At 67.0% G+C, this 21,532-nt stretch carries 26 protein-coding genes; 12 read left to right on the top strand and 14 right to left on the bottom strand.

Annotation, left to right across the window (positions count from 1 at the left end; genetic code table 11):
• The first annotated feature begins 99 nt into the window (after positions 1-99).
• The 3 genes from rpsD (at position 100) to htpX (ending at position 2,287) form a co-directional block, all read left to right on the top strand.
• On the top strand, positions 100-717 hold the full coding sequence (rpsD, locus tag ASC70_RS04275) for a 30S ribosomal protein S4 (RefSeq protein WP_056046771.1): 618 nt from the start codon (positions 100-102) through the stop codon (positions 715-717).
• A gap of 305 nt (positions 718-1,022) precedes the next feature.
• Entirely contained in the window at positions 1,023-1,346 is a 324-nt protein-coding gene (locus tag ASC70_RS04270; RefSeq protein WP_056046769.1) for a zf-TFIIB domain-containing protein, read from the top strand.
• An 11-nt stretch (positions 1,347-1,357) separates the two neighbouring features.
• A complete protein-coding gene (gene htpX, locus ASC70_RS04265) occupies positions 1,358-2,287 on the top strand; it encodes a zinc metalloprotease HtpX (RefSeq protein ID WP_056046767.1) in 930 nt (309 codons plus the stop codon).
• A 122-nt stretch (positions 2,288-2,409) separates the two neighbouring features.
• Here htpX and ASC70_RS04260 read toward each other — a convergent pair whose 3' ends face one another.
• Positions 2,410-3,549, bottom strand: a complete 1,140-nt coding sequence (locus tag ASC70_RS04260; protein ID WP_056046765.1) for a serine hydrolase — start codon at positions 3,547-3,549, stop codon at positions 2,410-2,412.
• 161 nt (positions 3,550-3,710) lie between these two features.
• Here ASC70_RS04260 and ASC70_RS04255 point away from each other — a divergent pair, with 161 nt between their 5' ends.
• Entirely contained in the window at positions 3,711-4,058 is a 348-nt protein-coding gene (locus ASC70_RS04255; RefSeq protein ID WP_235519242.1) for a hypothetical protein, read from the top strand.
• Here ASC70_RS04255 and ASC70_RS04250 read toward each other — a convergent pair.
• The 4 genes from ASC70_RS04250 to ASC70_RS04235 form a co-directional block, all read right to left on the bottom strand.
• Positions 4,042-4,461 carry a thioesterase family protein gene (locus ASC70_RS04250; RefSeq protein WP_056046761.1) on the bottom strand — a complete coding sequence of 140 codons (420 nt, stop codon included), beginning with the start codon at positions 4,459-4,461 and terminating at the stop codon, positions 4,042-4,044. The genes ASC70_RS04255 and ASC70_RS04250 overlap by 17 nt on opposite strands.
• Positions 4,462-4,534: 73 nt before the next feature.
• Positions 4,535-4,876 (bottom strand): Grx4 family monothiol glutaredoxin, encoded by a 342-nt coding sequence (gene grxD, locus ASC70_RS04245; protein ID WP_047404976.1) that lies wholly within the window; start codon positions 4,874-4,876, stop codon positions 4,535-4,537.
• 66 nt (positions 4,877-4,942) lie between these two features.
• Complete coding sequence (locus tag ASC70_RS04240) at positions 4,943-5,833, bottom strand: hypothetical protein (RefSeq protein ID WP_056046759.1); 891 nt, start codon at positions 5,831-5,833, stop codon at positions 4,943-4,945.
• A gap of 8 nt (positions 5,834-5,841) precedes the next feature.
• On the bottom strand, positions 5,842-6,078 hold the full coding sequence (locus tag ASC70_RS04235; RefSeq protein WP_047404972.1) for a BolA/IbaG family iron-sulfur metabolism protein: 237 nt from the start codon (positions 6,076-6,078) through the stop codon (positions 5,842-5,844).
• 143 nt (positions 6,079-6,221) lie between these two features.
• Between ASC70_RS04235 and ASC70_RS04230 the strand changes: the two genes are divergently transcribed.
• The 5 genes from ASC70_RS04230 (at position 6,222) to ASC70_RS04210 (ending at position 11,589) form a co-directional block, all read left to right on the top strand.
• Complete coding sequence (locus ASC70_RS04230) at positions 6,222-7,172, top strand: M20/M25/M40 family metallo-hydrolase (RefSeq protein WP_056046756.1); 951 nt, start codon at positions 6,222-6,224, stop codon at positions 7,170-7,172.
• Between the two features lie 116 nt (positions 7,173-7,288).
• Positions 7,289-9,106: an ATP-binding protein gene (locus tag ASC70_RS04225; RefSeq protein WP_082539884.1), complete on the top strand. Its 1,818-nt coding sequence runs from the start codon at positions 7,289-7,291 to the stop codon at positions 9,104-9,106.
• Between the two features lie 43 nt (positions 9,107-9,149).
• Positions 9,150-10,046 (top strand): alpha/beta fold hydrolase, encoded by an 897-nt coding sequence (locus ASC70_RS04220; protein ID WP_200939246.1) that lies wholly within the window; start codon positions 9,150-9,152, stop codon positions 10,044-10,046.
• A gap of 51 nt (positions 10,047-10,097) precedes the next feature.
• The gene (gene rsgA / locus ASC70_RS04215) at positions 10,098-11,168 is read left to right on the top strand and encodes a ribosome small subunit-dependent GTPase A (RefSeq protein WP_056046750.1); all 1,071 of its coding nucleotides are present in this window, start codon (positions 10,098-10,100) and stop codon (positions 11,166-11,168) included.
• Positions 11,169-11,262: 94 nt separating this feature from the next.
• Complete coding sequence (locus ASC70_RS04210; protein ID WP_056046748.1) at positions 11,263-11,589, top strand: hypothetical protein; 327 nt, start codon at positions 11,263-11,265, stop codon at positions 11,587-11,589.
• A 58-nt stretch (positions 11,590-11,647) separates the two neighbouring features.
• On the opposite strand, the gene ASC70_RS04205 is transcribed toward ASC70_RS04210, so the two are convergent.
• The 3 genes from ASC70_RS04205 to ASC70_RS04195 form a co-directional block, all read right to left on the bottom strand.
• Positions 11,648-11,995 carry a hypothetical protein gene (locus ASC70_RS04205; protein ID WP_056046746.1) on the bottom strand — a complete coding sequence of 116 codons (348 nt, stop codon included), beginning with the start codon at positions 11,993-11,995 and terminating at the stop codon, positions 11,648-11,650.
• Between the two features lie 17 nt (positions 11,996-12,012).
• On the bottom strand, positions 12,013-14,220 hold the full coding sequence (purL, locus tag ASC70_RS04200) for a phosphoribosylformylglycinamidine synthase subunit PurL (RefSeq protein ID WP_056046744.1): 2,208 nt from the start codon (positions 14,218-14,220) through the stop codon (positions 12,013-12,015).
• 91 nt (positions 14,221-14,311) lie between these two features.
• Complete coding sequence (locus tag ASC70_RS04195; protein WP_056046742.1) at positions 14,312-14,557, bottom strand: hypothetical protein; 246 nt, start codon at positions 14,555-14,557, stop codon at positions 14,312-14,314.
• Positions 14,558-14,757: 200 nt separating this feature from the next.
• Here ASC70_RS04195 and ASC70_RS04190 point away from each other — a divergent pair, with 200 nt between their 5' ends.
• Positions 14,758-15,366 carry a peptidylprolyl isomerase gene (locus tag ASC70_RS04190; protein WP_056046740.1) on the top strand — a complete coding sequence of 203 codons (609 nt, stop codon included), beginning with the start codon at positions 14,758-14,760 and terminating at the stop codon, positions 15,364-15,366.
• An 86-nt stretch (positions 15,367-15,452) separates the two neighbouring features.
• On the top strand, positions 15,453-15,611 hold the full coding sequence (locus ASC70_RS25245) for a hypothetical protein (RefSeq protein WP_164468827.1): 159 nt from the start codon (positions 15,453-15,455) through the stop codon (positions 15,609-15,611).
• Positions 15,612-15,715: 104 nt separating this feature from the next.
• On the opposite strand, the gene ASC70_RS04185 is transcribed toward ASC70_RS25245, so the two are convergent.
• From ASC70_RS04185 to purC, 6 genes are all read right to left on the bottom strand, one after another.
• On the bottom strand, positions 15,716-17,638 hold the full coding sequence (locus tag ASC70_RS04185) for a CocE/NonD family hydrolase (protein ID WP_056046738.1): 1,923 nt from the start codon (positions 17,636-17,638) through the stop codon (positions 15,716-15,718).
• Positions 17,639-17,714: 76 nt separating this feature from the next.
• Complete coding sequence (locus tag ASC70_RS04180; protein ID WP_056046736.1) at positions 17,715-18,344, bottom strand: hypothetical protein; 630 nt, start codon at positions 18,342-18,344, stop codon at positions 17,715-17,717.
• A gap of 20 nt (positions 18,345-18,364) precedes the next feature.
• Positions 18,365-19,027 carry a phosphoribosylformylglycinamidine synthase subunit PurQ gene (gene purQ, locus ASC70_RS04175; protein WP_047404951.1) on the bottom strand — a complete coding sequence of 221 codons (663 nt, stop codon included), beginning with the start codon at positions 19,025-19,027 and terminating at the stop codon, positions 18,365-18,367.
• A 100-nt stretch (positions 19,028-19,127) separates the two neighbouring features.
• Positions 19,128-19,613 (bottom strand): DUF3291 domain-containing protein, encoded by a 486-nt coding sequence (locus ASC70_RS04170; protein ID WP_056046735.1) that lies wholly within the window; start codon positions 19,611-19,613, stop codon positions 19,128-19,130.
• A 99-nt stretch (positions 19,614-19,712) separates the two neighbouring features.
• Positions 19,713-19,952 carry a phosphoribosylformylglycinamidine synthase subunit PurS gene (gene purS, locus ASC70_RS04165; RefSeq protein ID WP_047404947.1) on the bottom strand — a complete coding sequence of 80 codons (240 nt, stop codon included), beginning with the start codon at positions 19,950-19,952 and terminating at the stop codon, positions 19,713-19,715.
• Between the two features lie 59 nt (positions 19,953-20,011).
• Positions 20,012-20,770 carry a phosphoribosylaminoimidazolesuccinocarboxamide synthase gene (purC, locus tag ASC70_RS04160; protein ID WP_047404945.1) on the bottom strand — a complete coding sequence of 253 codons (759 nt, stop codon included), beginning with the start codon at positions 20,768-20,770 and terminating at the stop codon, positions 20,012-20,014.
• A gap of 393 nt (positions 20,771-21,163) precedes the next feature.
• Here purC and ASC70_RS04155 point away from each other — a divergent pair, with 393 nt between their 5' ends.
• A complete protein-coding gene (locus tag ASC70_RS04155; RefSeq protein WP_047404943.1) occupies positions 21,164-21,481 on the top strand; it encodes a DUF1476 domain-containing protein in 318 nt (105 codons plus the stop codon).
• Positions 21,482-21,532: the final 51 nt, after the last annotated feature.

The following is a 21,532-nucleotide window of genomic DNA, read 5'->3' as shown; positions in this document are numbered from 1 at the left end:
GGACGGCGCGGATATCGTATGACGGATTGACCCGACGCCGCCGTTGAAATCGCACCTCTTTCGAGGGGAGCCGGCGCGGATCGAATAAAAGAGTGACTTATGTCCAAGCGCCATAGCGCCAAGTACAAGATCGACCGCCGCATGGGTGAGAACCTGTGGGGCCGTCCCAAGTCCCCGGTCAACTCGCGCTCGTACGGCCCCGGCCAGCACGGCCAACGCCGCAAGCAGAAGGTTTCGGACTTCGGCCTGCAGCTGCGCGCCAAGCAAAAGCTGAAGGGCTACTACGGCAACCTGACCGAGAAGCAATTCTCGCGCACCTACGAGGAAGCCGCCCGTCGCAAGGGCAACACCTCGGAAAACCTTATCGGCCTGCTGGAATCGCGTCTGGACGCCATCGTCTACCGCGCCAAGTTCGTCCCGACCCCGTTCGCGGCCCGCCAGTTCGTCAACCACGGCCACGTCCTGGTCAACGGCAAGCGCGTCAACATCGCGTCGTACCGCTGCAAGCCGGGCGACGTGATCAGCGTCCGTGAAAAGTCGCGCAACATGGCCCTGGTGCTGGAGTCGCTGGCCTCGAACGAGCGCGATTTCTGCGAGTACGTTCCCGTCGAAGTGAAGGCCATGTCGGCTACCTTCGTCCGCGCGCCGGAACTGTCGGAAGTTCCGTATCCGGTGAAGATGGAACCGAACCTGGTTATCGAATTCTACGCTTCGTAAGCGTCGGATCCGAACCCTACGGAAAAGGCTCCGGAGCGATCCGGGGCCTTTTTTGTTTTGATCCTCCCCGCGACGCGGGGGAGGACCTTCCCCTTAAGGGCCGGGGCGCCCTTGAAAGCCCTGGGCGGCGATCCCAGTTTAGTCGGGCGGGACCGGGCCCCTCTGGCGAGTGATGCAAGCACTCGTGATGTCGGACCGCATCGGGTGTTCTCGATGTCTGGGTCCGGCTGCCTCTGCCCCCCTCCCCAAAGGCGCCGCCTCCATCGAGGACACCCGATCCATCCTTTTGGACCGGAGGTTCGACAATGCCCCTTCTGATGTGCCCCAACTGCGACGGCTCCATGCAGACCGTGCAGCGCGCCGGCGTCGAGTTCGACATGTGCCCGCGCTGCCGAGGCGTCTGGCTGGACCGCGGCGAGCTGGAAAAGCTGATGACCCTGGAGCGCGAGGAAGCGCAGGCGGCCCAGGCCGATCCGCGGCCCTACAGCCGTCCCGACCACTATTCGGACCATAGGCGCGACCCTGGGCGTCACGACGATCACAAGCGTTACGACGACGATCGTCGCCATCTTGGCCACCACGGCCATCACAAGAAAAAGCGCTTCGACCTGTTCGACATCTTCGACTGACGATTAGACCGATGAACCACTTCAAGACCTACATGCTGCTGGCGGGCCTGACGGCCCTGTTCATGGGCGCGGGCTATCTGATCGGCGGGCCGACGGGCATGCTGATCGCCCTGGTGTTCGCCCTGGCCTTGAACGCCTTCTCGTACTGGAACGCCGACAAGATCGTGCTGCGGACCTATGGCGCGCAGGAAGTCGACGAGAGCCATCCCGAGCCGCTGATCCGTAACTACGTCGTCGACGTGGTCGCGATGGCGGCCAAGGCCGGCCTGCCGCGTCCGCGCGTGACGGTGATCGACAGCGACCAGCCCAACGCCTTCGCCACCGGCCGCGACCCGGCCCACGCGGCCGTCGCCGCCACCACCGGTTTGCTGCGCCTGCTGACCCGTGACGAGATCCGCGGCGTGATGGCCCACGAGCTGGCCCACGTGAAGAACCGTGACACCCTGACCATGACCGTGACGGCCACCATCGCCGGCGCGATCTCGGCCCTGGCCAATTTCGCGTTCTTCTTCGGCGGCTCGCGCGACGAAGACAATCGCGGCGGCCTGATCGGCGCGATCGCGATCGCCATCCTGGCCCCGATCGCGGCCATGCTGGTGCAGATGGCGATCAGCCGGGCTCGCGAATACGAGGCCGACCGCATCGGCGCGGCGATCGGCGGCGACCCGGCCGCCCTGGCCCGGGCGCTGGAGAAGATCGAGGCCTACGCCCGCGGCGGCTACGTCAACTATGACGCCGAGCGCAATCCGGCCACCGCCCACATGTTCATCATCAACCCGCTGAACGGGAAAGGTGCGGACAGCCTGTTCTCGACCCACCCCTCGACTCAGAACCGCGTCGAGGCCCTGATGCGGTTGGGTGTGGGGCAGGGGACGCGGCGGGCGACGACGACGGTGGTTCCGCCGAGTGGTGGGGGCCGAAATCCCGGTCCCTGGAGCTAGTGATCAACTGTCATCCCGGACAAGCACGAAGCGCGCCGATCCGGGACCGCCGGAAGCTTTGAGCGCGTGGCGGTCCCGGCTTCCGCTTCGCTGCGGCCGGGATGACAGATTCTACGGGTTCTCTACGGCCCGACGCTCGGAACCTCCCCGTACTCCCACGTCCACGGCGCGCCAATGTCGCCTAGCGCGGCCTTGACCAGCGGCGGGAAAACCTTCTGGCCCACGCCGCTGTTGGTCAGCAGCACCACGCAGCGCTTGCCCTTCTCGACGCAGACCAGCTGATTGTCGGTGATGTCGTTATGGCCGCCCTTGTAGAAGGCCCGGCCCTGCGGCCCGTCGAACACCACGACGCCGATCCCGGCCTTCAGGCCAACCCTAGCGTTGTCGGGATTGTCCTTGATCAGGAACGGCGGGAACTGGCTCTGGCTGACGATCGGGAAGCTGCCCTTGTCCAGTTCGGCCCGCGCCTTGGTCGACAGCCTCCAGCCCGACACCATCGCCGCCGCCAGCTTGGCCATGTCCGAGATCGTGGTGTCCAGCGAGCCGGCCGCCTTGACGCTGGAGCGGTCGTCGTGGGTCTCCCACTTGCCGTCCGCATGCTGGCCGTCGGCCAGGTTGGCCTTGAAGTCGTCGCGCCAGATCATGCTGGAGCGGGTCATGCCCAGGGGCTTGAACAGCCGGCGGTCCATCTCGTCGCCGACCTTCAAGCCAAGGCTCTGCTCGATGACGAACTGGGCCAGGTTCACGCCTTCGTTCGAATAGGCGTAGCGGCTGCCGGGCTCCAGGTTGAAGCGGAACCTGTTCTCGGGATCGTAGAACCGTTGATCGGCCAGGCCCGAGCTGTGGGTCAGCAGGCGCCGGAGCGTGATCGTCTTCCAACGCTCATCGACGGCCAGATCGGCGTACCTGGGATAGTCCGGCAGGGGCTTGGGCAGGTATTCGGCGATCGACTTGTCGAGATCGACCTTGCCGTCGTCGACTAGCATCAGGACGTAGTAGGCGAACGTCGCCTTGGTGATCGAGGCGGCGTACATGATCGTGTCGGGCGTCAGCGGATCGCCCTTTTCGTTGCGCACGCCCTTGGCGACCACGTGAGCGACCTTGCCGTGGTCGATGACCGCCATGGCCACGCCGGGGATCTTGCCGGCGGCCATCAGACGGTCGATCTCAGCGCCCAGCTTGCGGTAGTCGGAGGCGGCATGGGCCGGGGCGGCCAGGACGCCAGCCAAGGACGCGGCCAGCAAGGCGGAACGAACACGCACGATATGCTCCCCCGGAGCGCGGCGCGCGCTCCAATGTTTGAATGCCGAAGCCCGGCGGGCTTCGGGGGACTGGTCAGGACGCCAGCGGTGGACGATCTTCAGCGCAGTTTGGGCGGTTCGTACAGAGGTCGATGGCAGGCGGGGTTTCACGCAGAGGTTTCGTGCTCGCCGGAGCGGCCCTGGGCCTGACTGGCTGCGCGACGACGCCCGCGTTGATGGCCGCCGCGCCGGACGAGACCTGGCCGGAGCTGGAACCGCTGTTGGCCGCCGAGACGGGCCCCGACGCCCTGACGATCCGCGTGGCGTCCAAAGGCTGCGCGGCCAAGGCCGATGTCGTGTTCCGGGTCGACCGCAAGGCTGGCCACGCGGTGGTCGCCTTCGCCCGGCGGCGGTTGGAGACCTGCAAGGGCGCGGTCGGTTGGGCGGATTTGGTGTTCAGCTATGAAGAGCTGGGACTGACGCGCGGTGAGCGTATCGTCATCGCCAATCCGATCACCCCTTCGGTGTGAAGCGCTCGATCATCCAGGGCATAACGCGCGCCGGGCGCTTGGCGGCGATGTCGATCAGCACCCAGTCGGTGCGGCTCTGAGCGCACATCTCGCCGTCCGGACCGTCGATGCGGGCGTAGCGCTCGAAACGCGGGCCTTTAAGTTCGCCGACCCAGGTGTAGCCGGTGGCGCTCTCGTGCGGCAACAGTTCGCGACGGTAGTCGACTTCGTGTCGCCGGCAGATCCAGGACCAGCCCGCGCGTTGCTCTTCACTGGCCCAAGCTTCCCAGTGGGCGATGGCCAGGTCCTGGACCCAGCCCAGATAGACAACGTTATTGACGTGGCCGTTGGCGTCGATATCCGACGCCTTGGGCGTGAAGGTCAGGGAATAGGTGTCCGAAGGCGGAACGAAGACCCGGCTCACGCGCGTCCCCGCGCGTTCTTTTTAAAGCGTGAGCCTTCCGGGCGGCGAACCGCTTCGCACTTCGCCTGAAGGCTCACGCCGCCAGGACGCCCTGTTCGGTCAGGAAGGTCTTCAGCTCGCCCGACTGGAACATCTCGCGAATGATGTCGCTGCCGCCGACGAACTCACCCTTGACGTAGAGCTGAGGGATGGTTGGCCAGTCGGTGAAGGTCTTGACGCCCTGGCGCAGGTCATCGTCCTGCAGCACGTCGACGCCGACGAACGAGACGCCCAGGTGATCGAGGATCTGCACCACGACCGACGAGAAGCCGCAGCGCGGCTGGTCCGGCACGCCCTTCATGAAGACCACGACCGGATTTTCGGCGACGGTCTTGGCGATGAAGTCCAGGGCGGGGGAGGAGGCGACGTCGGTCATGCGGATAGTCCTAGGGCGAAGGCTTTCAGCTAGGCGCCGCAAGGCCCTTGGTCAAGAGGGGAGGGATCAGGTGCGACCCTCCGCCTTCTCGCGCTCCTGGGCCGAGAAGCGGGCCATCTCGATCTGTGCGCAGACGCCGTTGGGCAGGTCGCGCTCGACCACGGCGGCCAGGCGCTCGACCTCGGCGCGGGTGTCGGCGGTGATGCGGACGGTGGAGAGCGACGGTTCGGTCAGGGCGTAGCCCAGGCAGATGTCCTCGCCGCTCCAGCCCTGGGTGGCGTGCAGGAACTCGTAGCCGCCGATGTCGGCCAGCGGGTCGGACCGCCGCCGCCACAGCGACGGTTTGGGGCCGGCCAGCTCGCCGCCCTCGCGCAGGGCCTGAGGCCAGAAATCCTCGCCGATCACCGCGAAGTCGTGCTGGGACGCGTGGCGGATGCGGTGGCGTTCGGCCCAGCCGGACGACAGGTTGAACGGCGAGGAGACCGCCGTGATCAGGCCGCTCTTCAAGAGGCCGGGATCGATATCGCCACGGCTGGCGATGCCGACGCCGCGCACCGCGCGGCTGTGGTACAGCGAGCGCAGGCCGGCGTCGAAGGCGAATGGCAGGGCGGGTCCCAGCGGATCGTTGATCAGGACGAGATCGAGGTAGGAAAGGCCCAGCCCCTCGAAGGCCGAGCCCAGCAGGTTGTCGACCGCCTGCTGGCCCAGGGCGGCGGCGTCGCCGCGCACCCGCCAGGTCAGGAACAGCAGGTGGCGCTCGACCGAGGCGAAGGCCTCGGCCGCGCCGCGCAGCAGCTCCGGCGAGTCGCCCTCGACCTGGAAGCTGTTGATGCCGTTCTCCAGCGCCGTGAACACCAAGGCGCGCCAGTCATTGGCCCGCAAGCGCGAGCCGTCGGCCAGGCGCAGGGTGAGCGCCGAAACCGCCATGCCGGTCGCGCCGAAGGGGCGGTAGCGCACGGGCTCTCCTATTCGGCCGGGGCGGCGGTTTCGAGGGCCAGGGCGTGCAGTGTCCCGCCCAGCACATCGGCCAGGGCCTTGTTGACCAGCTGATGCTGGCGCACGCGGTTCAAGCCCTTGAAGGCGGGGGAGACGATGCGGGCCTTCCAGTGATCGTTGTCGCCGGCCAGGTCGGTCAGCACGATCTCGGAATCCGGGAAGGCGGCGGTGAGGCGCGCTTCGAGGTCGGCATGGGACATGGGCACAGGAAGGCTCCGATCCTTGGAGGGTCTATGTGGCCGTGATTCCTTAAGAACGGGCGTATTTTGACAGCGCTCGTCTTAGGGTTCGCGGGCGGATGTCGGAGATTTAATTGAATTCGCCGCGCGGCGCACGGCATGTAGGCGTCATGACCCGTCTTTCTCGCCGCTCCCTGGCTCGCCGTCCGCGGGCGTTCGCCGCCGCCGTCCTGTCGCTCGCGATCGCCGCGCCGGCGTTCGCGGGGCCGGGCGACAAGGCCATCGATGACGTCCGCATCCTCTCGGCCGACGACATGCAGGGCCGCGCGCCGGGCACGCCGGGGTCGGAGAAGGCGCGGGCCTATATCCTGTCCCGCTTCGCGCAGATCGGGCTGTCGCCGCTCGGCGACAAGTTCGAGCAGCCGTTCACCTACGCCAAGCGCGACGGCTCGACCGTGCAGGGGACCAATCTGGTGGCCCGGATCAGGGGGATGCGCGGCGGCAAGGCCATGGTCGTCTCGGCTCACTACGACCACCTCGGAGTGCGCAATGGCGAGATCTACAACGGCGCCGACGACAACGCCTCGGGCGTGGCGGGTCTGCTGGCGGTGGCCGAGGCGTTCAAGGCCAAGCCTCCCAAGCACGACGTGATCCTGGCGGTGGTCGACGCCGAGGAGGGCGGCCTGCGCGGCGCCAAGGCGTTCGTCGCCGCGCCGCCGGTCCCGCTGGCTAGCATCGCGCTGGACGTCAATTTCGACATGCTGAGCAAGAACGCCAAGAACGAGCTCTACGTCTCCGGGACCGCGCCGTTCCCGTTCCTGAAGCCGATCCTGGTCAAGGTCGCCACGACCGCGCCGGTGACCTTGAAGCTGGGCCACGACACCGACGCCGACGGCAAGGACAACAACTGGACCAACCAGTCCGACCACTACGCCTTCGCCGAGAAGGGCGTGCCTTGGGTCTATTTCGGGGTCGAGGACCATCCCGAGTACCACAAGCCGACCGACGACTTCGCGACCGTGCCCCAGGACTTCTTCAAACGCTCGGTGGCGACGGTGGTCCAGGCCAGCCTCGCCCTGGAGCGCGAGCTCGACGACGTGGCCAAGGCCGCAGGGCGATAAGACCCGGATTTTACTCCTAATTCACGGCGCGGCGAATTGTCGCCCGTGGTGGCGGACAAGCGTCACCTCTCCTTAATCTGGAGGGCGGCAACGTCCAGCCCGAAGGAGCCGTCGACATCACCCTGGCTGTTTTCCGAGACCGGATCTTCAGGACCGCGCCGACGGTGGGCTTCATCGTGGCCGCGGCGATCGCGGCCGACTACGTCTTCAACGTGCTGATCTCGCGGTCGCCCGAGGCGTTTACCCCGGTCACCACCCTGCTCATCGCCGCGATCGTCGCGACGCCGCTGTCCTATTGGCTGACCGGTCAGCGGATGCGGCTGGAGCGGATGCGCGATGACCTCGCCGCCAGCGTCGCGGCCAAGCAGCGCGCGATCGAAGAGGCCGAGGGCGCCCTGACCAAGCTCCGCGAGGCCGAGCGCCTCTATCGGCTGCTGGGCGACAACCTGACTGACCACGTCGCCCTGTGGACCCCTCAAGGCGAGCGCCTCTACAGCTCGCCCAGCATTACGCGGATCACCGGCTATTCGGCCGACGAGTTCATGGCCCTGCCGCCGACCGCCATGGTCAGCGAGGCGGACTTCAAGCGTGTCCAGGGCATCATCCGAAGCCTGGAGCCCGGCGGCCCGCCGATCAGCGCCGACTACGAGTGCTTCCGCAAGGACGGCGCGTCGATCTGGCTCGAGAGCGCCTATTCGCGCCTGGGCGACGGTTCGGGCATCCTGCTGGTCACCTCGCGCGACATCACCGAGCGCAAGCGCTTGGAGTTGGACATCGCCAAGGCGCTGGACTTGGCCGAGACCGCTTCGGCGGCCAAGTCCGACTTCCTGGCCAACATGACCCACGAGCTGCGCACGCCGCTGACCGCGATCCTGGGCTTCGCCGAGGTGTTGCGCCGGTCGCGCGGCCTGACCAAGACCGCCGCCCGTCAGGTCGGCCACATCCTCGACGCCAGCCACACCCTGCTCAGCGTCGTCAACGACGTGCTGGACTTCTCGCGGCTGGAAGCGGGCGGACTGGAGCTGGATCCGGGACCGTTCGACCCGGCGGCCATGGCCTCGTCCTGTGCGGCCCTGGTCGAGGAGCGCGCCGCCGCCAAGGGCTTGAAGGTCGTGGTCCGGGCCGGCAAGGGCCTGGAGCCAATGAGCCTGGACGGCCCGCGCCTAAGCCAGGTGCTGCTGAACTTTCTGTCCAATGCCGTGAAGTTCACGGCCCACGGCGCGATCACCGTCGCGCTCAGCCAGACGCTCGATGGCGATCAGGCCGTTTTGCGCGCCGAGGTCACCGACACCGGCATCGGCATCGCGTCCGAGCATCGCGAGAACATCTTCGACCGCTTCTCCCAGGCCGATGCGGCGGTCTCGCGCCGGTTCGGCGGCACGGGCCTGGGCTTGGCCATTTCGCGCCGGATCATCGAGCGGATGGACGGCCGGATCGGCGTCGACAGCATCGAAGGCCAGGGCTCGACCTTCTGGTTCGAGGTCCGGGGGCCGCTGGCGCGGCTGGCCCCGATCGAAGCCGACGACACGCCGCTGCTGGACGCCGAGGCCGGGGTGCGACTGCTGCTGGTCGAGGACAACGCCGTCAATCGCGAGCTGATCCGCGCCATGCTGGAGCCGTTCGGCGTCGGCGTGGAGACCGCCAATGACGGCGTCGCCGGCGTCGAGGCCATGCGCCAGGGCCACTACGACCTCGTCCTGATGGACGTGCAGATGCCGGTGATGGACGGCCTGACCGCCACCCGCGAGATCCGCGCCATGGAGGGCGCGCGGGGCGTGGCCACCCCGATCGTGGCCATGACCGCCAACGTCCTGCCCGAACAGATCGCCACCTGTCTGGCGGCCGGCATGGACGATCACCTCGGCAAGCCCATCAACCCGGCCAAGCTGCTGGAGACGGTGGCGCGCTGGTCGGGGCGGGCCCACGCGGCCTAGGGCCGTCAGGTCGGAAGACAACCGTCACCCCGCCCGCCAGGTCATGGAAACCGACGCGCGGGCGAGGTGTTTTCACCTGATGCGCCGTCAAATCTCTGTCGAAGTCGGTTCCTTGCGCCTGTCCGCGCTCGCGGCGGGCTCGCCCGATCGCCCGGCTATTGTCCTGCTCCACGGCTGGCCGCTTTGCAGCGCGGTCTGGAGCCCCGTCCTGGAGCCCTTGAGCCGGGAGCATTTCGTCCTGGCGTTCGACCTCCCGGGAACTGGCAAGTCGACCGGCGAGCCGGTCCCGACCCTGAAGGCCGACATCGCCAAGACGATCATCGCCGGCGCGGAGGCCGCCGGGGCCAAGACCATGATCGTGGCGGGCGTCGATGTCGGCGGCATGATCGCCTTCGCCGCCGCACGCGATTTCGGGGATCGGCTCGCCGGCGCGGTGATCATGAACACGGTGATCCCTGGACTCGACCCGTGGGAGGACGTGCTCGCCAATCCGCGGATCTGGCATTTCGCCTTTCACCAGATTCCCGGTCTGCCGGAGACGCTCGTTTCCGGACGCGAACGTCCTTACTTCGACTTCTTTTTTGATGCTCTTGCGGGCGACAAGGCGAAGATCGACGAAGGGTTCCGCCAGGCTTGCGTCGAGCAATACTCCACCTCGGCGGCGCTTCGCACGGGTTTCGACTGGTATCGCGCCTTGCCTCGCGACGCCGAATACAACGCTGTCCCCAGGGTGATCGACACGCCAATCCTGTACATGCGTGGCGGCGCCGACCCTCACCCGATCGAACCCTATCTGGAAGGCCTGCGCGGGGCGGGCGCTGTTCAGGTGCGGGGGAAGACGATCGCCGGCAGTGGTGAACTCCTGTCGATCGAGGCGCCGGAGCCATTCGCCGCGGCGCTGCTCGAATTCGCGCGCGACGTTTCGGAACGACGGACGTAAAAGGGACGTGGCGAGCCGCGACCGATCGCCGACGATGTGAAGGCCCGTGACTTGATCAAGCAATACGGCTGGTCCGACACGCTGCGACAGGCCTTCGAGCCGCACGCGCGCGCCGGCCATAGCCCTGGCCGGATCATCGCCCAGCACCGTGACAGCTATGATGTGGTCACCGGCGAGGGAGAACTGCGCGCCAAGCTCGCCGGCCGCCTGTTGCACGAAGCGCGCGAGGCGGGCCATCCGGCCGTCGGCGACTGGGTGGCGCTGTCGCCTAACCCGGCCGACGGCGCCGCCACGATCCACGCCATCCTGCCGCGCCGCACCGCCTTCGTGCGCCGGGCGGCCGACAGCGTGCAGACCTTGCAGGTCATCGCCGCCAATATCGACGTCGCCTTCATCGTCACCTCACTGAACGCCGACCTCAATCCGCGCCGCATCGAACGCTATCTGGCCGCCGCCTGGCAGAGCGGGGCGCGGCCCGTGGTGGTGCTGACCAAGTCAGACCTCGCCGACGATCCGGGTAGCCAAGCCGAGGCGATCGCCGCCCTGGCGGCCGGCTGTCCGGTGCTGACGGTGTCGGCGCGGCAAGGGCAGGGCCTGGACGCCCTCCTGGCCCAGGTGGCGCCGGGCGAGACCTGCGTGCTGATCGGCTCGTCCGGCGTCGGCAAGTCCACCCTGGTCAACGCCTTCCTGGGCGAGGACCGCATGGCGACCCGCGAGATCCGGGAGTCCGACGACCAGGGCCGCCACACCACCAGCCATCGCCAACTGGTCCTGCTGCCCGGCGGCGGGCTGATCCTCGACACCCCCGGCATCCGGGAAGTGGGCCTGATCGACGCCGAGGAAGGCGTGAGCGTGGCGTTCGACGACGTCGAACGGCTGATCGGAACCTGCAAGTTCAACGACTGCGGCCACACCAAGGAGCCCGGCTGCGCGGTGCGCGAGGCGCTGGCGAACGGCGCGCTCGACCCCGCCCGCTGGGCCAACTTCCAGAAGCTGGGAGCCGAGCTGGCCGAGGTCGAAGCCCGCGCCGACCGCATCGCCAAGGACACCGAGCGTCGCCGCTTGGCGGGGCTGCAGAAGACCTATCGCGCCGCGAAGAGGGACGCCCGAGGCGGGGATTGAACGCCTCGGCCGCGCCGGAAGTGTTCTTCAGAATGTAGCCCTCGACTCGGGCGAACCGGACTAAGTGACGATTCCCACCTCACGAGAGATGCCCATGCCCGCGTTCACCATCGTTACGACCAGTGCGACCCAAGGCAGCAATGCGGTGGAGGTGAGCACGCTGAGCGACGACTTCATCAATGAAAGCGAGGCTCTGGGCTATTCGCGCCGCATGGCCGAGGAGATGGTGGGCATGGCCCATCAACTCTCGCTGGACTTCGACTTCAGCACCGTCGGCCTCTACGACGGCGACCTGATCGATGAGGAGATCGATCCGGAACATGCCGCCTTCCTCGGCGCATGGGTCCTGGACGAAGAGGGCGTTGCGTTCGTTGGGGCGGATGAATTCCGCGAAGGCCCAGCCGAGCCGGACGCCGACTAGCGGACGCCGAGCATCCGCTCCCAGCGCGCTGACGCTGGGAGCGGTGAGTTCGAACCCTCTAGTCCACGCAGATCGCGGCCGTCGCCTTGCCGTTCACGACCCTGGCGTGGCAGCCGAACTGGCGGTTGGTCTTCTGGCAGGCGCCGGTGACCGGACCCTGGGGCTCCAGATTGCCTTCCAGCACGCACGCGCCTTCGCACTGGCTCTTGTCGGTGCAGGCCTTGCCGGCGTCGGCATAGGCCACGACGCAGGTCGGGATCTGGGCCTTGCCCACCGGCTGGATCGCGCCGCCCTTGGCCGCGCAGGCGCTGGCCAGGGTTTGCGCCGTCGGCGCGGCCGGTTCGGCGGTCGGCGCGCAGCCGGCAAGGAGCAGGGCGGCCACGGCCGTCAGGGCGAGAATACGCATGGTACTGGGTCTTTCCGTCAGGCCTTGGGGGCGTTCATGTAGCCCGGCAGCCAAGCTTCGTGGGCCGCGCGCAGGGTGTCCAGCGGGATGCTGAACAGCTCGCGCGAGGCGAAGGCGTCGCCGCCGGCCGCGCCCGCGACGATCGCGTGGACGCCGGCCGCCTTGGCTGCTTCCAGCACCGCGTCCGGATCGGGCGTGGCGATCAGGTAGCGGGCCTGGTCCTCGCCGCACAGGTACGGGTGAGCGTGGGTGGGGCTGGTGGCGTTCAGGGTGACGCCGACCTTGCTGGCCAGGGCGATGTCGGCCGCGGCGACCAGCAGGCCGCCGTCCGACAGGTCGTGGACGCCGGCCACCAAGCCCGAACCGATCAGGCCGCGGACGAAGTCGCCATTCTTGCGCTCGACGGCCAGGTCGACCGGCGGCGGGGCGCCGTCCTCGCGGCCCAGGATCTCGCGCAGATAGATCGAGGCGCCCAGCTCGCCGTGCGTCTCGCCGATCAGCACCAGGGTGTCGCCGTCGGCGACGTTCCCGAAGCCGGTGCGCAGGTCATAGTCTTCCAGCAGGCCCACGGCGCCGACGGTCGGGGTCGGCGGAATGGCGACGCCATTGGTCTCGTTGTAGAGCGACACGTTCCCCGACACGACCGGGAAGTCGAGCGCGCGGCAGGCCTCGGCCATGCCGTCGGTGGCGCGGACGATCTGGCCCATGGTCTCGGGCTTTTCGGGGCTGCCGAAGTTCAGGTTGTCGGTGATGGCGACCGGCAGGGCGCCGGCGGCCGTCAGGTTGCGCCAGGCTTCCGCCACCGCCTGCTTGCCGCCCTCGTAGGGGTCGGCCTGGACATATCGGGGCGTGCAGTCGCTGGTCACGGCGATGGCCTTGCCGGTGCCATGGATGCGCACGATGCCGGCGTCGCAGCCGGTGGCGCTGTCCTCCAGTGTGTCGGCCATCACGTGGCGGTCGTACTGCTCCCACAGCCAGCGTTTGGAGGCCATGTCGGGGCAGCCGACGATCTTCAGCACCGCCTCGTTCCAGTTGATCGGGGCGGGGATCTGGCCGGGATCGAGGCGCGGGTCGAGCTTGGGCTGGACCCACGGACGATCGTACAGCGGCGCGTCGTCGAACAGCGGGGCCAGCGGCACGTCGCAGACGGTCTCGCCGTGATGCTTCAGGACGAGGCGGCCAGTGTCGGTGGTGTAGCCGATGACGGCGGCGTCCAGGCCCCACTTCTCGAAGATGGCGTGGCCGTCCTGCTCGCGGCCGGGCTTCAGGACCGCCAGCATGCGCTCCTGGCTTTCCGACAGCATCATCTCGTAGGCGCTCATGCCCTCTTCGCGCTGCGGAACCATGTCCATGTTCAGCTCGATGCCGACCCCGCCCTTGCCGGCCATCTCGACCGACGAGGAGGTCAGGCCGGCCGCGCCCATGTCCTGGATGGCGGCGACGGCGCCGGTGGCCATCAGCTCCAGCGTGGCCTCGATCAGCAGCTTTTCGGCGAAGGGGTCGCCGACCTGGACGGTGGGGCGCTTCTCCTCGGAGTCCTCGGAGAACTCGGCCGAGGACATGGTCGCGCCGTGGATGCCGTCGCGGCCGGTCTTCGAGCCGAAATAGACGACCGCCAGGCCCGGGCCGGGAGCGGCCGAGTAGAAGATCTTGTCGGCGTCGGCCAGGCCCACGCACATGGCGTTGACCAGGATGTTGCCGTTGTAGCCCCGGTGGAAGTTGGTCTCGCCGGCGACCGTGGGCACGCCCACGCAGTTGCCGTAGCCGGCGATGCCGGCGACCACGCCGTCGACCAGGCGCTTGGTCTTGGGATGGCTGGGATCGCCGAAGCGCAGGGCGTTCAGCAGGGCGATCGGCCGCGCGCCCATCGTGAAGACGTCGCGCATGATGCCGCCCACGCCCGTCGCCGCGCCCTGATAGGGCTCGATGTAGGAGGGGTGGTTGTGGCTCTCCATCTTGAAGATGATCGCGTGGCCGTCGCCGATATCGATGACGCCGGCGTTCTCCCCAGGGCCGCAGATCACCCGCGGACCGTCGATCGGGAACTTCTTCAGCTGGTTCTTCGACGACTTGTACGAGCAGTGCTCGGACCACATCACCGAAAACACGCCCAGTTCCACGAGATTGGGCTCTCGGCCCAGCCGCTTCAGAACGACGTCGTACTCGGCGGGTTTCAGGCCGAACTCGGCGGCCAATTCGGCCATGGGCTTTTGGGGCGTGCTCATGGGCGCGCCTTCTACCCCGGACGTTCGGATTCCGCCACAGTCCGCCTGAGACTTCTTGCCGCCGAGCCGTCTTGAGACGCCGGATGGGACGTCAGAACTTCTTGATGGCGGCTTCCAGATGGACCGCGCCCACCGCCAGCCAGTGATCGATCACCGCGCCGCCCTTCTCGACCGAGCCCAGGCGCAGCGAGACGCCGATCACCACCGCGCCGAACAGGGCCAGCAACACGATCGTGGCGCGCAGCAGGGGATGGACGGCGGAACGCTTGCGACGCTTGGCCCAGACGGGCACGCCGCTGACATAGGTGTCGGGAAACTGGACGTCCGGATCGGTCATGGCCTTGAACGTTATCGCCGCGCGGCGCCCCCACCCGCGACGAACTCCCCCAAAATCTTCTGAAACGGACGTTGGATCGAATGAAGCGGCTATTCCAGCGTCCTCGCCTGACTCGCGATCGTTAACCCTGTGCCTCCATCCAGGGGCGCAGATTTTCGCGGCGAACGACGCTATGACGAGAAATCCTTCCGGAGACACCCATGCGCCCCAGCCTCGACCGTCGCGCCGTTCTGACCGCCCTGGCCGCAGCGCCGCTGATCGCGGCCAAGAAGGATCGCGAGGTTCAGGTCAGGATGGTCACCGAGAAGGGGACGATCGTCATCGCCCTTTATCCGGACCGCGCGCCGGTCACGGTGGCCAATTTCCTGGCCTATGCCGACAGGGGGCTAATGGCAGGCGGGACCTTCTATCGGACCGTCTCGCCGAAGAACGACAACAACCCGGCCACGATCAGCGTCATCCAGGGCGGGCTGGGCGACGGCGGGCGGCCGCTGCCGCCGATCGTCCACGAGACCACCAAGCGCACGGGCCTCTCGCACAAGGACGGGGTGATCTCGATGGCCCGCGATGCGCCGGGCTCGGCGACCTCGGAGTTCTTCATCTGCCTGGGCGACAATCCGGCCCTGGACTTCGGCGGCTCGCGCAACAAGGACGGTCAGGGTTTCGCCGCGTTCGGCAAGGTGGTGGAGGGGATGGACGTGGTCCGCGCCATCCACGACGCGCCGACGGTCAGCAAGGCCGACGACCCCTACATGAAGGGGCAGATCATCGAGAAACCCGTGCGAATCCTGGAGCTTAGCCGGAAATAAGGCGTCTTCGCCGTAGGAACGGCGCGAGTCCGGACTCGTTTTTCCATCGTGCGCCGTGAGCGTGCGGTGAAAAAGGAGAAAGCCCGATGGCTGACAACAACCGGAACCCGCAGCAGCAACAACAGGACCAGCAGCGCCGAGCGCCCGGCCAGCAGCAACAGCAGGGCCAGCCGCGCCAGAATGAGCAGGGCCGCAATCCGGGCGGCCAGAAGGACAACGACATGGAACGGCGCGGCGAGCGCTGATTCGAAGACCATCTCTCCGTAGGGGAAGGGCCGGCGCGGTCATCGCCGGCCCTTCTTGTTTTGAAGATGCTCCCCAGCGACGCGGGGGAGGAGCTTCCCTCCCGCTACTTCACGTCCACGACCGGCAGCTCGATGAAGCTGGCCGTGTCGCCGGCGTGGAACACCCGCTGCGTGGCCTTCACATAGTCGGCCGGCTTGGCGAAGAAGATGTTCGGCACGAAGGTCTGCGGGTTGCGGTCGTAGAGCGGGAACCAGCTGGACTGGACCTGCACCATGATCCGGTGACCCGGCTGGAAGGTGTAGTTCGCGGTCGGCAAGATGAACTGGTACTTCAACGGCGTGTTCGGCTTGAGCGCCTTGGGATCGCTGAAGCTCTCGCGATAGCGGCCGCGGAAGATGTCCATGCCCACGGCCAGTTGATAGCCGCCCAGCTCGGGCTGGTTGGGCATCTCGTCCGGATAGACGTCGATCAACTTGACCACCCAGTCGCTGTCGGTCCCGCTGGTCGAGGCGACCAGGTTCACCTTCGGCACCCCGGCGATCTTCAGCGGTTCCTTCAGCGGCTCGGTCGTGTAGGTCAGCACGTCCGGACGGCCGTCGACGCCGCGCTGGTCGGTGACCAGCCACTGGGTCCAGCGGCTGCGGTCGTTGAACTGCAACGGACGGGGGATGTACGGCACGGGCTTGGCCGGGTCGGAGACGTACTCGTCATAGGCCGCCGCGCCCTTGGCGCTCGCCGGAGCGGTGAAGTCCAGGCCGCCATTGGCTTCCAGATAGAGGTTCTTGGTCTCTTTGTTTTGCGGCCAGCTGGCGTAGCGGTTCCACTTGTTCTGGCCCGGATCGTAGATCAGCACCGGCGGGGTGTCGGCCTTGGGGCCGCCCTTCAGGTACTGGTCGAAGAAGGGCCGCAGCACGTCGCGCCGGAACTGCGTGGCGGTGTCGCCGTCCCACTTGAACGGACCCAGGTTGAAGGCGTCGTAATTGACCTGGCTGTGCCGCCACGGGCCCAGCACCAGATAGTTCTTGTCGTTGCCGGTGTCCTTGGATTCGAGGGCCGGGTAGGAGTGCACCGCGCCCCACATGTCCTCCTGGTCCCAGAGGCCCTGGATCCACATGGTTGGCACCTTCAGCGGCGTCTTCTCCATGGTCTTGTCGAGGGCCTGCTCGCTCCAGAAGCTGTCATAGGCCGGATGCTCGCTGAGCTTCTTCCACCAGGGCAGCTTGTCCAGGCCATGGTTCTTGGCGTAGTCGCCGGCCGAGCCCTCGCGCAGGAAGTTCGTGTAGTCGTCATAGCCCTGGCGCTGGACGCTCTCGCCCGCGCCGCGCACCGTGGTTTGACCGGTGAAGTAGTCGAAGTTCGGCTGGCGGAAGGCGCCGAAATGGAACCAGTCGTCGCCCATCCAGCCGTCGACCATCGGGCTCATCGGCGCGGCGACCTTCAGGGCCGGGTGCGGGTTGACCAGGGCCATGACGACCGTGAAGCCCTCATACGACGAGCCCAGCATGCCGACCTTGCCGTTGGTTTCCGGCACGTTCTTCACCAGCCAGTCGATGGTGTCGTAGGCGTCGGTGGAGTGGTCGACCTCGGACGAGTTCAGCGGGCCCTTCAGCGGGCGCGTCATCACGTAGTCGCCTTCCGAACCGTACTTGCCGCGAATGTCCTGGATCACCCGGATATAGCCGCCGTCGGCGACGAAGACCTCGTCGCCCTGGGCGAGGGTCCCGTTGATGTGCGGGCTATCGAAGCGGGCGGTGCGCTTGGCGGCGTTGTAGGGCGTGCGGGTCAGCAGGATCGGCAGGTTCTTGCCGCCCTTGGGGATCACGATGACGGTGTACAGCTTGGTCCCGTCGCGCATCGGCACCATCACGACGCGCTTTTCGTAGTCGTAGCCGACCTTGGCGGCGACGTACTTGCCGTCGATGTCGGGGGTGAGCGGTGGGGTCTGCGCTTGAGCGGCGGCGACCGCGACGGTCGAGATGGCCACGGCGGCCAGCAGGCCCGCGCGCAGGGTGGAAACGAAACTCATGGATTGGCCCTCCTACTGAGGCGGGCACCTTAGGAGCGGTTTTTCGGGAGTGCTATAGTGTAACGGCGCTTTCGGATCAGCGCGTGTAGACGCCGTCAAAACTGACGCCCATGCCGCCGCAGCGGTCGTTGTCGTCGACGATGAGGTAACGGTCGAAGCGCCGGAAGCGCACGACGCAGAGGTCGTCGCTGTATCGGGCGCGGGGACCATCCGCCGCCAGAACGCCGTCGAAGCCGCCCGTGGGGTGCGAAGGGCGGGGCGACGTCGTGTCGCCGCTGGCCCGCAGACCGTTTCCATCGCGGCTGATCGTGATCTGGGTCTCCTCGCCGACGAACCAGGTCCCCGCCCAGTCGGTCGGCTTGGCGGCCGGGGGCGGGAGCTTGGCGAGGTCAGAGACTCGCAGCCAGCCATGGGTGAAGCTGGTCTTGCCGACGAACATGGCGCAGGCCCAGCCGTCGTCGACACCGCTGACGAGCACCACGTCCTTGGCGACGACATAGCTCTTCATACGGCACGAGGCTTGGCCGGGGCAGCTCGGGATGTCGTTGTAGAAGTTGGTCTTGGGCGCGCTGACGCGGTAGGCGGCCAGGTCGTCCTGGGCTTGAGAGAAGAAGTCGCCGCTGCAGGGGAGGGGCTCCGCCTGGGCGACGGCGGCGGCCGATAGTCCGGCGATGAGGGCGGCTCCGACGATCAACACGCGACGCATCGAAGCCCCCCTTTTAAGTCTCAGGCGCTCTGGAAGATGCTGCGGAACAGCACCGCGCCGTCCTCGGAGCCCAGGTCGGCGTCGAAGGCGCGGTCGGGGTGGGGCATCAGGCCCAGCACATTGCCGCCGGCGTTGACGATGCCGGCGATGGCGCGGGCCGAGCCGTTTGGGTTTTCCTGATAGCGGAACACCACCTGGCCCTCGCCCTCGATGCGGTCGAGGGTTTCCTCGTCGGCGAAGTAGTTGCCCTCGCCGTTGCCGACGGTCATGACCGCCTGGCGCTGCTCGCCATAGCCGGCGGTGAAGCGGGTCTGGCCGTTGACGATGTCCAGGCCGACCGGCTTGCAGACATATTTCAGGCCGGCGTTGCGCAGCAGGGCGCCGGGCAGCAGGCCGACCTCGGTCAGCACCTGGAAGCCGTTGCAGATGCCGACCACGGCCACGCCCTTGGCGGCGGCCGAGACGACTTCCTTCATCACCGGGCTCTGGGCGGCCATGGCGCCGCAGCGCAGGTAGTCGCCGTACGAGAAACCGCCCGGCAGCACGATCAGGTCCAGGTCGTCCGGCAGCGCCGTCTCCTGGTGCCAGACCATTTCGACACGCGCTCCGGCGGAGCGCTCGATGGCGACCTTGCAGTCACGATCGCAGTTCGAACCCGGGAAAACGACGACGGCGGCTTTCATGGCGCGGGCCTGTAGCACCGTTCGGGCGAGATGTCAGCGCTAGAACGCCCCTCCGTCACGATGCGGATACGCGACGAGACGGAGGGGGCGCTCTGAACGCCTAAGCGCACTCGTCCAATTCCGGCTCCACCGGCTCGCCCGTCGGCGCCGGGAACGGGGACTTGAACGTGAAGGCCGCCGGCGTCGGGCCATGGGCCGCGATCAGGGCCACCTTTTCCAGGGCCTCTTCGACGGTCGGTTCATGGCCGACCGGGACCCACCAGAGGGCCATGTAGAAATCCATGTGCTCGAACCACTCGCGGCGGCGACGCATGATCTCAACATGGGCGCTGCGATAGACGAAGGCGCCGAGCGAGGGGATGTCTTCCCAGACCGACAGGTTGGGGATGTAGAGCGGGTCGCCGTCGATCGACAGGTCGGTGGCGTTGTTGCCGTCGCCCGTCAGGCGCCAGACGAAGCCCGGCGAGGATTCCGCCAGGGCATTGATGCGGTCGAGATTGTCCGCGAAGTCCTTGATCATGGGATGATCGATCGGCGCCCTCAGGCGTCCGACATTGACCTCGGCCAGGTGGAACTTCGCGCTCATCGACGGTCTCCCTTTCGTCATCTCGCCGAACATTGTGTGGCGAAGCTGCGATCGGAAGGGGCGGGGCGGAGAAAATTCCGCCCCGGAGAGGGCCGCCGCCTAGGCGACGTCGATGCGGTAGCTTTCGATGACCGTATTGGCCAGCAGCTTCTCACACATGGTCTTGACCTCGGCCTTGGCCTTCTCGGCGTCGGTCTCGGCCAGGTCGAACTCGATGACGCGGCCGACGCGGGCGTCCTTCACCGAGGGCCAGCCCAGGCCGTGCAGGGCGTTCTCGACGGCCTTGCCCTGGACGTCGAGCACGCCGGGCTTCAGGAACACGTGGACGGTGGCTTTCACTGTAGCTTCTCCCTGGCGACGCCATGGCGTCGCGGCCGCCCCGTGGGGCGGCCCTTAGATCAGTGCACGCCGCCTTGGATGACGGTCGGCATTTCCTTCATGATACCGAGGCGGCGGGCCACCTCGGTATAGCTCTCGATGACATTGCCCATGTCGCGGCGGAAGCGGTCCTTGTCCAGCTTCTCGTTGGTCAGGCTGTCCCAGAGGCGGCAGCTGTCGGGGCTGATCTCGTCGGCCAGGATGATCCGCGAGAAGTCGCCCTCGTAGATGCGGCCGAACTCGATCTTGAAGTCCACCAGCGTGATGCCGACGCCGCTGAACAGGCCCGACAGATAGTCGTTCACCCGCAGGGCCATGGCCATCATGTCGTCGATCTCCTGGGTCGCGGCCCAGTTGAACGCGGTGATGTGCTCTTCCGACACCATGGGGTCGTTGAGCTTGTCGTCCTTGTAGTAGAACTCGATGATCGAGCGGGGCAGGGGCTGGCCTTCGGTCAGCCCCAGGCGCGTGGCGATCGAGCCGGCGGCGATGTTGCGCACCACGACCTCGAGCGGGACGATCTCGACTTCCTTGATCAGCTGCTCGCGCAGGTTCAGGCGGCGGATGAAGTGGTTCTGGACGCCGATCGTGTTCAGACGAGTCATGATGTACTCGCTGATCCGATTGTTGATGACGCCCTTGCCTTCCAGCACGGCCTTCTTCTGGGCGTTGAACGCGGTCGCGTCGTCCTTGAAGTACTGGATCAGAGTGCCCGGTTCGGGCCCCTCGTACAGGATCTTGGCCTTGCCTTCGTAGATCTTCTTGCGACGGGTCGTCATGGCTCTCGTCGAGGCCCTTCTGGAAGCGCGCGCCCGGCCCTGGCGGGAAGAAAGTTCCCGGAGAAACGAAAAGCGCGCGCGGCGGATAGCTGCGCGCGGCGTTCGACTCAAGGCCGCTCACTAAAAAATGTCCGTCGGAACCTACCTGAATGAGCGCGACCGCGCAAACACAGGAGGGTTATTTGGTCTATGGTTGGCGCGGAAACATCGGCTGCGGCCTATCCGCCGATTGCGGCGGAGACCGCCACGGGATATGCAGCCGGCGTAAGAGCATGATAGCCGAAAGTGGACGCCGGTTTCGGCGACCATCATGCTCAAAATGTTTAGAATTATGGCCTGTCGCGGCCGGATGAGTTCATCTGGCCGCGACAGGCTGACGACTTTGGGGCCTTCATGACCACCTTCGACGAACGCGAACAGGGTTTCGAACGCAAGTTCGCGCACGACAACGAACTGGAATTCAAGGCGACCGCGCGCCGCAACCGCCTGCTGGGCGAATGGGCGGCCGGCCTGATGGGCCTGGCGACGGTCGAGGAGTACGCGCGCGCCGTGGTCAAGTCCGACTTCGAACAGCCGGGCGACGAGGACGTGCTGCGCAAGGTCTTCGAAGACCTGAAGGGCTCGGGCGTCTCGGTGTCCGAGGGCGAGGTCCGCATGAAGATGGACGAACTGCTGTCCCATGCCCGCGAGCAGATCAAGGCCGGCGAGTAACCGCCGCCTCTCACGCGCTCCGAACGAGGCCGCCCCACGGGGCGGCCTTTT

The sequence above is a fragment of the Caulobacter sp. Root343 genome (assembly GCF_001425745.1).
In the GTDB taxonomy this organism is placed as follows: domain Bacteria; phylum Pseudomonadota; class Alphaproteobacteria; order Caulobacterales; family Caulobacteraceae; genus Caulobacter.
The sequence above is the reverse complement of the archived record's forward strand: the minus strand, read 5'-3'. Positions and strand labels throughout refer to the sequence as shown.

Excerpts from the sequence above, each read along its gene's own strand:
- purL (WP_056046744.1), bottom strand. The coding sequence starts at position 14,220 with ATGAGCACGCCCCAAAAGCCCATGGCCGAATTGGCCGCCGAGTTCGGC.
- ASC70_RS04220 (WP_200939246.1), top strand. The coding sequence starts at position 9,150 with ATGGAAACCGACGCGCGGGCGAGGTGTTTTCACCTGATGCGCCGTCAA.
- ASC70_RS04230 (WP_056046756.1), top strand. The coding sequence starts at position 6,222 with ATGACCCGTCTTTCTCGCCGCTCCCTGGCTCGCCGTCCGCGGGCGTTC.
- rpsD (WP_056046771.1), top strand. The coding sequence starts at position 100 with ATGTCCAAGCGCCATAGCGCCAAGTACAAGATCGACCGCCGCATGGGT.
- ASC70_RS04180 (WP_056046736.1), bottom strand. The coding sequence starts at position 18,344 with ATGCGTCGCGTGTTGATCGTCGGAGCCGCCCTCATCGCCGGACTATCG.
- htpX (WP_056046767.1), top strand. The coding sequence starts at position 1,358 with ATGAACCACTTCAAGACCTACATGCTGCTGGCGGGCCTGACGGCCCTG.
- ASC70_RS04195 (WP_056046742.1), bottom strand. The coding sequence starts at position 14,557 with ATGACCGATCCGGACGTCCAGTTTCCCGACACCTATGTCAGCGGCGTG.
- purC (WP_047404945.1), bottom strand. The coding sequence starts at position 20,770 with ATGACGACCCGTCGCAAGAAGATCTACGAAGGCAAGGCCAAGATCCTG.
- ASC70_RS04185 (WP_056046738.1), bottom strand. The coding sequence starts at position 17,638 with ATGAGTTTCGTTTCCACCCTGCGCGCGGGCCTGCTGGCCGCCGTGGCC.
- ASC70_RS04155 (WP_047404943.1), top strand. The coding sequence starts at position 21,164 with ATGACCACCTTCGACGAACGCGAACAGGGTTTCGAACGCAAGTTCGCG.
- ASC70_RS04270 (WP_056046769.1), top strand. The coding sequence starts at position 1,023 with ATGCCCCTTCTGATGTGCCCCAACTGCGACGGCTCCATGCAGACCGTG.
- ASC70_RS04190 (WP_056046740.1), top strand. The coding sequence starts at position 14,758 with ATGCGCCCCAGCCTCGACCGTCGCGCCGTTCTGACCGCCCTGGCCGCA.
- ASC70_RS04170 (WP_056046735.1), bottom strand. The coding sequence starts at position 19,613 with ATGAGCGCGAAGTTCCACCTGGCCGAGGTCAATGTCGGACGCCTGAGG.
- purQ (WP_047404951.1), bottom strand. The coding sequence starts at position 19,027 with ATGAAAGCCGCCGTCGTCGTTTTCCCGGGTTCGAACTGCGATCGTGAC.
- ASC70_RS04205 (WP_056046746.1), bottom strand. The coding sequence starts at position 11,995 with ATGCGTATTCTCGCCCTGACGGCCGTGGCCGCCCTGCTCCTTGCCGGC.
- ASC70_RS25245 (WP_164468827.1), top strand. The coding sequence starts at position 15,453 with ATGGCTGACAACAACCGGAACCCGCAGCAGCAACAACAGGACCAGCAG.
- grxD (WP_047404976.1), bottom strand. The coding sequence starts at position 4,876 with ATGACCGACGTCGCCTCCTCCCCCGCCCTGGACTTCATCGCCAAGACC.
- ASC70_RS04210 (WP_056046748.1), top strand. The coding sequence starts at position 11,263 with ATGCCCGCGTTCACCATCGTTACGACCAGTGCGACCCAAGGCAGCAAT.